12 protein-coding genes are annotated in these 12,334 nt (G+C 64.1%); 9 read left to right on the top strand and 3 right to left on the bottom strand.

Annotated elements, in window-relative coordinates:
• The 4 genes from GRX03_RS16155 (at position 1) to GRX03_RS16140 (ending at position 3,741) form a co-directional block, all read left to right on the top strand.
• Positions 1–180, top strand: coding sequence for a DNA-directed RNA polymerase subunit K (locus tag GRX03_RS16155; protein ID WP_159765474.1), 180 nt, complete (start codon positions 1–3; stop codon positions 178–180).
• Positions 177–1,379 (top strand): phosphopyruvate hydratase, encoded by a 1,203-nt coding sequence (eno, locus tag GRX03_RS16150; protein WP_368278597.1) that lies wholly within the window; start codon positions 177–179, stop codon positions 1,377–1,379. Before GRX03_RS16155 ends, eno begins: the two co-directional genes overlap by 4 nt.
• Positions 1,376–2,146 (top strand): 30S ribosomal protein S2, encoded by a 771-nt coding sequence (gene rpsB, locus GRX03_RS16145; RefSeq protein ID WP_159765472.1) that lies wholly within the window; start codon positions 1,376–1,378, stop codon positions 2,144–2,146. The genes eno and rpsB overlap by 4 nt, the downstream gene beginning before the upstream one ends.
• Positions 2,147–2,328: 182 nt before the next feature.
• A complete protein-coding gene (locus tag GRX03_RS16140) occupies positions 2,329–3,741 on the top strand; it encodes a PAS domain S-box protein (RefSeq protein ID WP_159765470.1) in 1,413 nt (470 codons plus the stop codon).
• On the opposite strand, the gene GRX03_RS16135 is transcribed toward GRX03_RS16140, so the two are convergent.
• The gene (locus GRX03_RS16135) at positions 3,742–4,857 is read right to left on the bottom strand and encodes a S1C family serine protease (protein ID WP_159765468.1); all 1,116 of its coding nucleotides are present in this window, start codon (positions 4,855–4,857) and stop codon (positions 3,742–3,744) included.
• 139 nt (positions 4,858–4,996) lie between these two features.
• On the opposite strand from GRX03_RS16135, the gene GRX03_RS16130 reads away from it, so the two are divergent.
• The 4 genes from GRX03_RS16130 (at position 4,997) to GRX03_RS16115 (ending at position 7,960) form a co-directional block, all read left to right on the top strand.
• Positions 4,997–5,713 (top strand): metal-dependent hydrolase, encoded by a 717-nt coding sequence (locus tag GRX03_RS16130; RefSeq protein WP_159765466.1) that lies wholly within the window; start codon positions 4,997–4,999, stop codon positions 5,711–5,713.
• Positions 5,714–5,795: 82 nt separating this feature from the next.
• Positions 5,796–6,194: an OsmC family protein gene (locus tag GRX03_RS16125; RefSeq protein WP_159765464.1), complete on the top strand. Its 399-nt coding sequence runs from the start codon at positions 5,796–5,798 to the stop codon at positions 6,192–6,194.
• Between the two features lie 48 nt (positions 6,195–6,242).
• The gene (locus GRX03_RS16120) at positions 6,243–6,692 is read left to right on the top strand and encodes a DUF5799 family protein (protein WP_159765462.1); all 450 of its coding nucleotides are present in this window, start codon (positions 6,243–6,245) and stop codon (positions 6,690–6,692) included.
• A gap of 65 nt (positions 6,693–6,757) precedes the next feature.
• A complete protein-coding gene (locus GRX03_RS16115; RefSeq protein ID WP_159765460.1) occupies positions 6,758–7,960 on the top strand; it encodes a potassium channel family protein in 1,203 nt (400 codons plus the stop codon).
• 1 nt (position 7,961) lies between these two features.
• Here GRX03_RS16115 and GRX03_RS16110 read toward each other — a convergent pair whose 3' ends face one another.
• Both GRX03_RS16110 and GRX03_RS16105 read right to left on the bottom strand, forming a co-directional pair.
• Positions 7,962–8,537, bottom strand: coding sequence for a magnesium transporter (locus GRX03_RS16110; protein WP_159765458.1), 576 nt, complete (start codon positions 8,535–8,537; stop codon positions 7,962–7,964).
• Positions 8,537–9,109, bottom strand: a complete 573-nt coding sequence (locus GRX03_RS16105) for a magnesium transporter (protein WP_159765456.1) — start codon at positions 9,107–9,109, stop codon at positions 8,537–8,539. Before GRX03_RS16105 ends, GRX03_RS16110 begins: the two co-directional genes overlap by 1 nt.
• Positions 9,110–9,211: 102 nt before the next feature.
• Between GRX03_RS16105 and GRX03_RS16100 the strand changes: the two genes are divergently transcribed.
• On the top strand, positions 9,212–11,968 hold the full coding sequence (locus tag GRX03_RS16100) for a DNA-directed DNA polymerase (RefSeq protein WP_159765454.1): 2,757 nt from the start codon (positions 9,212–9,214) through the stop codon (positions 11,966–11,968).
• Positions 11,969–12,334: the final 366 nt, after the last annotated feature.

The raw sequence follows: 12,334 nt of genomic DNA, 5'->3' as shown, positions 1-12,334 counted from the left end.
ATGCCACGGATAGACAACCGCTACGAACGGGCGCGGATCATCGGTGCGCGAGCACTGCAGGTAGCCTACGGTGCGCCGGTGTTGATCGACACCGAGCAGACCGAACCGATCCTGATCGCGGCCGAAGAGTACGACGCCGGCGTCCTCCCGTTCACTGTCCGCCGGGGTGAACAGGCGTGACGCTCATCACCGAGGTCGGACTGCGGCGCGTGCTCGACTCGCGGGGGAACCCGACCGTCGAGGCCGACGTCCACACCGAAAGCGGTGGATTCGGCCGCGCGAAGGCCCCCTCCGGAGCGAGCACGGGCGAGCACGAGGCCATCGAACTGCCCGTCAGCGAGGCAATCGCCAACGCCCGCGAGCAGGCGGTCCCGCGGCTGGTCGGTGAGGTGTACGCCGGCGACCAGCGCTCGGTCGACGCCGCCTTGCACGCCGCAGACGGGACGGACGACTTCTCCGGCATCGGTGCGAACGCGGCCGTCGCGATCTCGATGGCCGCCGCGAAGGCCGCCGCGGACGTGCTGGGTGCGCCGCTGTTCCAGCATCTCGGTGGTACCTTCCGGGGCGACGAACTCCCGACGCCGCTCGGGAACGTCCTCGGCGGCGGCGAACACGCTGCCGACGCGACGGACATCCAGGAGTTTCTGGTCGCGCCTGTCGGTGCTCCCTCCGTCGAAGACGCGGTCTTCGCGAACGCGGCCGCCCACGCCGCGGTGGCCGACATCCTCGAAGAGCGCGGTCACGCCTGCGGGAAAGGCGACGAGGGCGCGTGGGCACCGTCGGTCTCCGACGCGGAGGCGTTCGAGATCGTCGAGGGAGCCGTCGACGCGGTCGAGGAAGAAGTCGGCTTCGAGATGCGGTTCGGTCTCGACGTGGCCGCGGCGGAGCTGTACGACGGCGACGAGGGTGTCTACCAGTACATCGACGGCGACCGGAGCCGCGACGAGCAGATCGAATACGTCGCAGAGTTGATCGAGGAGTACGACCTCGTCTACGTCGAGGATCCTCTCGACGAAGAGGACTTCGCCGGATTCGCGGAACTGACCGACCGGATCAGCACGGATACGCTGATCTGCGGTGACGATCTGTTCGTCACGAGCGTCGACCGTCTGGAGGAGGGGATCGAGCAGGGTGCGGCGAACAGCATCCTTATCAAACCTAACCAGATCGGCACCCTCTCCGACACCGTCGACGCCATCGAACTGGCGACCGAGAGCGGCTACGATGCAGTCGTCTCCCACCGTAGCGGCGAGACGGAGGACACGACGATCGCACACCTGGCCACGGCGACGAGTGCCCCGTTCATCAAGACGGGGGCCGTCGGTGGCGAGCGAACGGCAAAACTGAACGAACTAATCAGAATCGAACACAACGTATGAGCGGAAACGATAACGAAGGTCTCGACGCAACCGAGTCGGATGTCGACCCCGCCGGTGAGGAGCCAGTCGCAGCCGACGAGGACGCCGAGACTACCGACGAAGCCGAACAGCCCGCCGCGGCCGAGGAAGCCGCGGCCGAAGCAGACGACGGACCGGAACTCGACGAGGATGTCATGTCCGACGAGGAGGCCGACCTCCTGATTCCCGTCGAGGATTATCTCGGTGCCGGTGTCCACATCGGCACCCAGCAGAACACCAAGGACATGCAGCGGTTCATCCACCGCGTCCGGACCGACGGCCTGTACGTCCTCGACGTGTCGATGACCGACAGTCGGATCCGGACGGCGGCGGACTTCCTGGCTAACTACGATCCCGAACAGATCCTCGTCGCATCCTCGCGACAGTACGGTCGGTTCCCCGCCGAGAAGTTCGCCGATGCGGTCGGCGCGCGAGCGCGGACCGGCCGGTTCATCCCGGGCACGCTGACTAACCCGCAGTACGAAGGCTACATCGAACCCGATGTCATCGTCGTCACGGACCCCATCGGTGACTCCCAGGCCGTCAAGGAGGCCATCACCGTCGGTATCCCCGTGATCGCGATGTGCGACTCCAACAACACGACCAGCAACGTCGATCTGGTCGTTCCGACGAACAACAAGGGCCGAAAGGCGCTGTCGGTGGTCTACTGGCTGCTGGCCAACGAGACGCTCGACCGCCGGGGCGCCGAGCCAGCCTACAGCCTCGAAGACTTCGAGAGCGACATCTGACGGCGACGTACTTCTGACTCCGTAGTAGCGGCGCTGATTATCACGACACCAATTAGCAACAGGTCCGTCCCACGACCTGGCGGAGGTGGGGTACTGAGAACTCCGAACTCCCCGGCGCGATCGAATCTCGTCGTTGATACTCGCGGAATAATTTAAGTACACGCGAGCAGGACACGCTAGCGATGGATGATCGGCACACGGCGGGGACGACGGAGACCGCGTATGTGCCACTGGAGACGATTCTGGAGAGCATTCCCGATCCGGTGCTGTTGGTCGACGAGGACTCACGAATCACCGAGCTCAACGAGGCCGCGGGGGACCTGTTCGACTGCCGGACGGAAGCCCTCCTCGGCCAACGCTGGGGGGACTGCTGTCCCGACAACGACCGGGCGGCGTTCACGGGGTTGATCGAGGAGCCACCCGGGGAGCGACTCGACCGGTTCGACGACGGCGCGCCGATCAGAATCGAGACGCTGGCCGGTGAGCGTCGGCCGGTCGAACTCAGTATCGAGCGTATCTACGACGGTGGGGAGTCCTTTCTGTTCTGTCAGCTACGGGAGATCAGCGAACGGATCGAGCGCGAGCAGACCCTTCGAACGACGATCGCCCGCCTCGAAGCCCTCTTCGAGGCCTCTCCGGTTCCGATGATGGTTCTCGACGCCGACGGAACGATCGAGCGGTGGAACCGCGCGGCGACGACGACCTTCGGGTGGGAGGGGGCGACGGTCACCGGCGAGCAGTATCCGCTGTTCACGGAGCCGTCGACACGAGAGGCGTTCATGGAGCGGGTGTTATCTGGGGAACGGATTGTCGGACTCGAAACCACACACCAGGGCCGAGACGGCTCGCTCGTCGAGGTCGAACTGTACGCCCATCCGCTCAGGGAGGGCGGCGATGTCAGTTCGATCATCGTCTCGGCAATCGATATCACGGCGCTCAAACAGCGCGAACAGCATCTCAGCGTGCTGCACCGGATCATGCGGCACACCCTCCGGAACAAACTGAACGTGATCTACGCGGTGGGCGAACAACTCGTCGCCGATCAGGACAACCCCGTCGGCGACGAGGACTTCTCCGACAGGCTGATCGATGCGACGGAGGAACTGATCCGTCTCAGCGACCAGGCCGAGCGGATCAACAACGATCTCCGCCGCGTCGAGTCGCCCGCTCCGGTCGCGCTCGATGCGATGCTGCACGGCCTCTACGACGACCTCGAACAGGAGCATCCGGAGGCGTCGATCACGCTCGAGGAGGAACTCCCGTCAGTCTCCGTCCCGGATATCACCCGGACGATCTTCGGAGAGTTGATCGATCACGCGATCGAACACAGCGACAGCGAGCGGCCGGCGGTCGCCGTCGACGCGGCAGTCAACAGGCGGATCGCGGTCTCGATCACCGACGAGCGCGAGGCTCTGACAGAGGGCGAACGGGGTTTTCTCAACCGCGACGAATCGGCGGCGCTGCTCCACGGTAGTCGGATGCGTCTGGCACACGCCGACATTCTCGCGAGCGAACTCGGCGGACAGCTCTCGGCCAGTGAGACGGACGGGGGGACGACGCTCACGGTCGAACTCCCGCGACTCGACCCCGCGTGATTACAGCTCCGGACGGGTGCCGAGGGTCACCTGTACCGTCCGGGTTTCGCCGTCGCGGACGACTTCGATATCGACCGTGTCTCCGGGTCGGGTCTCGAGCGCGAGATACGCCGACAGTCGCTCGCGGTTCTGGATCGTCCACTCGCCCATCCGAACGATGAGATCGCCGCCGACCTCCACCTCGCGGCCGCGGATGGTCGTCGTCGTCTCCGATCCCTGCAGGATCCCGTCGCTGGGGCCGTCGGGGGCGGTCCCGTTGACGTAGACGCCGAAGGTGTAGTTGCCGAAGTCGTTGGCCTCGATCAGCGCCGGCGTGACATCCGACAGTGCGATCCCCAGATACGAGTGGTCGTAGTTGCCGGTCTCGATGAGCTCGGGGACGACTCGCCGGACCATGGCCGCGGAGATTGCGAACCCGACGTTGTCCCCCTGCGTGGCGTTGACGACGCCGACGACGACTCCGTCGAGGGTGATCAGCGGGCCGCCGCTGTTGCCGGGGTTGACCGCGGCGTCGGTCTGGATCCCGTCCGGCGTCGAGAACCGGCTGTTCGGGATCGAAATGGTCCGGTTTCGCCCGCTGATGATGCCGGTGGTGAACGACCCGGTCAGTCCGAACGGGTTGCCCAGCGCCGCGACCCGCGTGCCGACGGGGTGAGGCTGGTCTGTGAGTTCGAGCGGCGTCGCCGAGTCGGGCAGGTCCGCTTGGAGGACGGCGAGGTCGCTGTGGCCGTCGGAGCCGACGAGTTCAGCCTGGAGCCAGCCGGACTGGCGGAACCGCAGGTAGATCTCTGTCGCGTCCCGGACGACGTGGGCGTTCGTGACGAGGTGTGAGTCGTCGTACACCCAGGCAGTCCCTCCGGAGGAGGAACTCGCTCCGGTGGCCCTGACGGCGGCAACGGAGTCGATGGTCTCCTGATAGACCTCGCTGAACTGGGACGAAGCGGGGATTTCCTCCTGTGTTTGAGGGGTAACCGGGTCGTCGGGGAACCCCGAATTGTTCGAGGATTCCTGTCCGGAGCCCTGTGGTGGGTTCAACGTACAACCGGCGAGCGCGGCCGTGAGGGCCACTCCGGACGCGGTGAGAAACCTCCGCCTGGACTGCCGCTTCTCTGGCATAACTCTCATTTTGGTCGGAAGCGAAATAAATCCCACGCGGGTACGATCAGCCCGCTCTCAGACCGCTCGTAGCCCGAAGCAACACAGGTTCGCCGGTTGGACTATTTATAAGTGTCCGGTGAGCGAAACACCAATCGCAATGGAACTTACCTGGTACGGTCACTCGACATGGGGCGTCGAACTCGGAGAGACATCGCTTCTGATCGACCCCTTCTTCGACAATCCGAAGACGGACGTCTCGCCGGGGGAACTCGACCCGGAGTACGTCCTGCTCACGCACGGTCACGCCGACCACATCGCCCACGTCGGTGAATTCGACGACGCGACTGTCGCGACGACGCCGGAGTTGGCCGGCTACGTCGCCGCGGAGTACGGGGTCGACGAGGACGACACGACCGGATTCAACATCGGCGGCACCATCGAACTGGGCGATGCCTTCGTGACGATGGTCCGGGCGGACCACACGAACGGACTGGACACTGACTACCAGAACACCGGCGGAATGCCCGCCGGCTTCGTCGTCTCGGACACGAACCCGACGAAAGTCGCCGACGAGGAGTCCGAGACCTTCTATCACGCCGGGGATACGGCACTGATGTCCGAGATGAAAGACGTCATCGGTCCGTACCTCGAACCCGACGTGGCGGCGCTGCCCGCCGGCGATCACTTCACCATGGGGCCGCTACAGGCCGGCATCGCGGCCGATTGGGTCGATGTCGAGTACGCGATGCCGATGCACTACGACTCGTTCCCGCCGATCGAGATCGACACCGACGACTTCGTGCGGGCGGTCGACGGCAACGCGCCCGGAGCGGAGGCCGTGATCCTCGACGGCGACGAGAGCTTCGAGTACTGACTGGTCGGCGCCCGTGTCGTCCGCAGCCGCTCGGGCTGCATAGACACGTACTGTTTTCACCCGGGCGGTCGTAGCTCCATCTATGCCTGACATCGAAGTCACGAGCATCAGTGAAGAAGGGTACGCAACGACGAACCTCATCGGCGAGTGGGAACTGGGCGTCGACGCGACCGAAGAGCAGGGACCGAGTCCGAACCAGGCGCTGGTCGCGACCTACGCCTCCTGTTTCATCCCGGCCTTCCGCGTCGGCGCGAACAAGGAGGGATTCGACGATATCGGCCAGATCGAGGTCGATGTCGGCGCGGACCTCGACGAGGACGACGACCTGGAGTACGTCTCTTTCGACCTGCACGTCGAGGAGTCACTCGGGGATTCGGTGAGCGATATCGTCGAGCGAGCGGAGGGAATCTGTCACGTCCACGCGGCGCTACGCGAGGAGTTACAGGCGGAGATCAGCGTCGAGGACGGCGTGGACTTCTGACGACCGAGCAGCCGGAACCCATTTGAGCCGTTTTCCCCAACTACGAGTATGAGCAACGGCTGGCGAGACAAACTCGCAGGCGCTCGCATGCGGGTCGATCAGGAGTTCAACGAGCAGGTGATCGATTCGCAGTTCTCGAACCAGGAGTGGGGACTGATTATGACGGCCGTCGAGCTCGACATCGACCGTCCGGAGACGCCGAGCGAGGCGACGCTGACGGCCAACACGGAGAACCTCGAACAGATCATGCCGGAGCTTGAGAACCTCCCGCAGGGGATGGCTCGACCCGGTGGCGGCGGAGACAGCGGCGGTGTCATCGACTCGCTGAAGAGCGTTCTCGGCTTCGACAGCAGCGACGCCAACGGGAGCGGCGTCGACGCGGACGAACTGGCGGCCGCGACCGAACTCGTCGAGGCCTACGCGGCCGAGCTACAGGCTCACCTCGAAGACCAGGGCCGGTGGACCGAGGTCTGCTCGGCGGCCGCGGCCGAGCAGTAGGGCGGCCGGGTCGGACTCCTCGACCAGCCGATAGAACCAAGCGGGTGAACCGAGTACGGCCATCCATGGACGCTTTCGGTGCCGACGCCGACTCGGAGACGGTAACCTACGAGCCCATCGGCGTCAAGGATCTTCTGAGCGCGATGAAAGACAGCTCAGAGCTGATCGTCGACCTGGCGTACTCCGCGCTGTTGCACAACAGCGAGAATCTGGCCGAGGAGGTACTGCAACTGGAACAACAGATGGATCTCCTCCAGTTGCAGGCGCGGATGAACATGTTGATGGCGACTCGCAACCCCGACGACGCCCGCCAACTCGCGCCGGTGCTGGGGATCATCGGTGCGGCCGAGAAGATCAGCGACGCTGCCGGCGATATCGCCGGTCTCGTTCTCGGCGAGGAGACCTTGCCGGGGTCGATCCAGACGGCCCTGCCGGAGGCCATCGAGGTGCTGGAACGGGCCACGGTGGACGAGGACTCGATCTACGCCGCAAAGACGCTCGGGGAGATCAACCTCGAAACGGAGACCGGCGTCCGGGTGATCGGGATCCGGGGCGAGAACGGCTGGGAACTGGATCCGGACAGCGAGAGTCGGCTGGACGTCGGCGACAGCCTGCTGTTGCGGGGAGACGAGGACAGCGTTGCCGAGGTGTACCAGCGGATCACTACGGAGCGATACGAACAGCCCGAAGCGACGGAGGCGGAGTTCGGGAACCTCGAACGGGCAGTCGATACGATTGTCCTGATGAAAAACGTCAGCGAACTCGCGGTCGACCTCGCATACGCGAGCGTGCTGTTCGACGACCAGGAACTCGCCGAGGAGGTGAACTCCCTCGAAGTCGAAGTCGACAGCCTCCACTCTCGGCTCGAAGCGTGGGCGTTGCAGGCCGCGGCTGACGTCGACGACCCGGTGTCGTTACGGGGACTGCTCCGGCTGGCGAGCAGCAGCGAACTGATCAGCGACGCCGCGCTGGAGATCACCGAGGGGATCCTCCGCGATATCGACACCCACCCGGTGATCGCCGAGTCGGTCCGGGAGAGCGACGTTGCGGTTCGGCGGGCCGAACTCGGGCCGAACAGTTCGCTGGCGGGCCGGACCGTCGGGACGATTCTCGACGAGACACCGGGGGTCTCGATCATCGCGATCCACGAGGCCGACGGGGAGTGGATCTTCTACCCCGACGGCGAGGAGACGGTCGCGGCCGGAGACGTGTTGATCGTCCGCGGGACGTGGAACGCGACGGAACAACTGCTCGAAACGGCCGCCTGACTCAGGTCAACACCAGCGTGGAGACACCGATAAAGATGAGCATCCCGAACACGTCGACGACGTTGGTCACGATGGGGATCGTGGTGTCGTCGGGATCGATTCCGGCGCGATAGGAGAGGTAGGTCGCGGCGAAACTGAACACGATTGCGACGACGGCGACGGACATCCCGCTGACCATCGAGATGAGAAACAGCGTCGGAAAGGACAGCGTCGACCCGACGACGAGTCCGAGCAGATACGCACCGACCGCCAGGGCGGCAAAGATCGACGCCGCTAACGCGAGAATCGCGAGTACGTTGGCCCACAGCACCCGGTCGCGGGGATCGAGCGTCGTCGTCCCGAGGTGAAACCGCGTCGAGAGACGCGAACTCAGCGTCGCACCGAGATTGCCGCCGGTCCCGACCATCGTCGGCACCATGATCGCGAGGATGCCAAATTCTTCGAGCAACGACCGTGCGCCTTCGAGGGTGAGACCCGCCCAGAGCACGATCACCGAGAGGACGACCAACAGGGGGAACATCGTGCGGACGATCCGGGTCCACCTCCAACTGCCGAGCGAATCGCCGCGTGCGCTCATCAGAGGACCACCCCGACCAGCCAGACCGACAGTACCAGAAAGACCATCCCGAAGATATCACCGAGCGTCGTCACGATGGGGCCGACCAGATTGTCGGGATCGTAACCGTACTTGAAGCCGGCGAAGATGAGCACGAGCATCCCGACGATCATGAGAAGCGATGTCAGTACGCCCGCGACGAACATGATCCCGACCAGTTCGACGAGCATCGCCGGCTCCCAGTTCGGCAGCAGCGTCAGCACCAGCCACGTGATGACGCCGATCACGACGGAGATACCGGTCCCGTTGACGAAGGAGGCGACCGCGGCGTTCACCAGCCGCTCGTCGTACTGGAGTCGGGGTTCGATCAGCCCCTGGTGGAGGCCGCTGGCGATCCGACCCCCGAGAGCCCCGTAGACGTTCCCGCGGGTCGCCAGAAAGACCGGCACCATCACGAGCAGACCCGGAAACTCCGCGACGCTGTCGAGCAGTCCTTCGAGAACGAGGCCGGAAAACAGGCCGCCGCCGAGAGAGACGACGAGAATCGGAAGCGTCTCGCGGTATATCGTCGTCGCCTCCGCGCGAACGTCCATGCTGTTGAAATCGGTAAGTGTTCGGTTAAAGGTGACGGGAACCCGGTGACGACGACCGGCCGGGAGGACGGACCGCGGATGTTTTTACCCGGGCACGCACTTATGGGTAGTATGTCCCAGACCGACCTCGGAGCCTTCGAGGACGCCGACGAGGACGGCGACCGCCCCGCCGCCGAGGCGCGCGCCGTCGCTGGCTCCAGCGGCGCGACCAACGCCGCCGAAGTCGATACCAGCGAACAGCTCTTTCCCGCCGTCGAGGAGACGCTCGAAATTGCCGTCATGCAGGTCGATTACACGGTCGAAGGGCGGGGTGACGACGAGTATCCGATCATCCACGTCTTCGGCCGGACGAGCGAAGAGGAACTCGTCCACGCCAAGGTCTTCGAGTTCAAACCGTACTTCTACGCGCCGACGGACAACGTCACCGAGAGCCGCCTCCGGGAGTACGACCGGATCACCGACTGGGAGGAGACCGACGAAGACGGCGACCCGTACGAGTCGATCCGGGGGGAGCGACTCACGAAAATCTTCGGCCAGACCCCGCGGGACGTGGGCCAGATCCGCGACGACTTCGATCACTACGAGGCGGACATTCTCTTCCCGAACCGGTTTCTGATCGACAAGGACATCACCAGCGGGATCAGCATTCCCGCCCGCGACGTCGAGAGCGGGGGGACGGCCAACGACGCGCGCACCGTCCGCGTCCACCACGACGAGGTCGAACCGGTCGATGTCGATGCCCGCCCCCGGGTCAACACCTTCGACATCGAGGTCGACGACCGCTCGGGATTCCCCGAGGACGGCGAGGAACCGATCATCTGTATCGCCAGTCACGACTCCTACACCGACGAGTACGTCCTCTGGCTGTTCGATCCGCCCGAGGGCGAACAGCCTCCCGAGGAGATACCCGACTACGAGCCGATCGACGTCGACGGCGGTGCCACCCGCCAACTCGAGTACGACATCCGCTCGTTCGAGACCGAGGAGGCGATGCTCGACGCCTTCCTGAATTACTTCGAGGAGACCGAACCCGACCTGGCGACGGGGTGGAACTTCACCGACTTCGACGCGCCGTATCTGTTGGACCGACTCGACGTTCTGGACGACGAGACGGACCACGACCTGGATCTCAACCGCCTCTCGCGGGTGAACGAGGTCTGGCGCAGCGACTGGCAGGGGCCGGACGTGAAAGGCCGGGTGATGTTCGACCTCCTGTACGCCTACCAGCGGACGAAGTTCACCGAACTCGACTCCTACCGGCTGGAAGATGTCGGGCAGCGCGAACTCGGGATCGGCAAGGAGCGCTACCCCGGCGATATCGGTGACCTCTGGGAGAACGACCCCGAGCGACTGCTGGAGTACAACCTCCGGGACGTGGAGCTCTGTGTCGAACTCGACCGCGACCAGGAGATCATCGCCTTCTGGAACGAGGTCCGACAGTTCGTCGGCTGTAAGATCGAAGACGCGACCACGCCCGGCGACGCGGTGGACATGTACGTCCTCCACAAACTCCACGACCAGTACGCGCTGCCCTCGAAGGGCCAACAGGAGAGCGAGGAGTACGAGGGCGGGGCCGTGTTCGACCCCATTTCAGGCGTCAGAGAGAACGTCAGCGTGCTCGACCTGAAGAGTCTCTATCCGATGTGCATGGTGACGATCAACGCCTCGCCGGAGACGAAAGTCGACCCAGAGGAGTACGACGGCGAGACCTTCCGCGCACCGAACGGCACCCGGTTCCGCAAGGAACCCGACGGTGCGATCCGCGAGATGGTCGACGAACTGCTCGAAGAGCGCGAGCAGAAGAAAGCCCTCCGCGACGAACACGACCCCGAGGAACCCGAGTACGACCAGTACGACCGCCAGCAGGCGGCCGTGAAGGTCATAATGAACTCTCTATACGGGGTTTTGGGATGGGATCGGTTCCGGCTGTACGACCGAGAGATGGGGGCCGCGGTGACTGCGACCGGCCGAGAGGTGATCGACTTCACCGAGGAGATCACGGACGGTCTCGATCTGGAACTGGTCTACGGTGACACCGACTCGGTGATGATCGAACTCGGCGGCGGTGTCTCGAAGGAGGAGGCAATCGAGCAGTCGTTCGAGCTAGAGGGGGAGATCAACGAGTCGTACGACGAGTTCGCCGCTGAGGAACTGAACGCAGCCGAACACCGCTTCGAGATCGAGTTCGAGAAGCTCTACCGGCGCTTCTTCCAGGCCGGCAAGAAGAAACGCTACGCCGGACACATCGTCTGGAAGGAGGGCAAGGATGTCGACGATATCGACATCACGGGCTTCGAGCACCAGCGCTCGGACATCGCGCCGATCACAAAGGAGGTCCAGAAGGAGGTGATCGACCGAATCGTGACCGGCGAGGACATCGAGTCGATCAAACGCTACGTCACCGAGGTGATCGAGGAGTTCCAGAACGGCGAGGTCAGCCCCGAGGAGATCGGTATCCCGGGCGGCATCGGAAAGCGACTCGACAACTACGACACCGACACCGCGCAGGTCCGCGGCGCGAAGTACGCGAACCTCCTGCTCGGGACGAACTTCGACCGCGGATCGAAGCCGAAACGCGTCTATCTCGACCGGGTACACGCCGACTTCTTCGAGCGAATCGAGGACGAAGAGGGGCTCAGCGTCAGCGAGGATCCGCTGTACGGAGAGTTCAAGCGCAACCCCGACGTGATCTGTTTCGAGTACGCCGATCAACTCCCCGAGGAGTTCGAGATCGACTGGGAGAAGATGCTCGACAAGACGCTGAAGGGGCCGATCGAGCGCATCCTCGAAGCGCTCGGCGTCTCCTGGGAGGAGGTCAAATCCGGTCAGGAGCAGAAAGGCCTCGGCGAGTTCATGTGACCGACTCTGGCTGGAAACTGCGAGGGGGTTCTGCGGCACGGGAGAAATTCCCCTGCGGACAGATTCCCGTCTCGAGTCCACCGCGTGAGTACCCATCCCACCGCGTGGCTGTCGACCCTCCCGCCGCGTCGGTGTGATCCGATTTCTATCGGGCTCTCGCTTACCGCGCTACGGACGGAGCACAAATTCCTGCGTAGAGCGGTGTTAGAGAGAGTTTCACACGGTTTTTCCGGTGGCTGTACCGCCCGATTCCGCGGTTTTAGAAAATATTTTCTTTGTAAACCAAAAAGTGAGTTCCGGGAAGCCCAACAAGCACGTGCAAATGCGAAACTATTATGCGTCAGACTCCCCATTTTTCGGATGACC

Origin of the sequence: Halovenus carboxidivorans, from assembly GCF_009831575.1 — an archaeon.
GTDB classification, from domain to species: Archaea; Halobacteriota; Halobacteria; order Halobacteriales; family Haloarculaceae; genus Halovenus; species Halovenus carboxidivorans.
The sequence above is the reverse complement of the archived record's forward strand: the minus strand, read 5'-3'. Positions and strand labels throughout refer to the sequence as shown.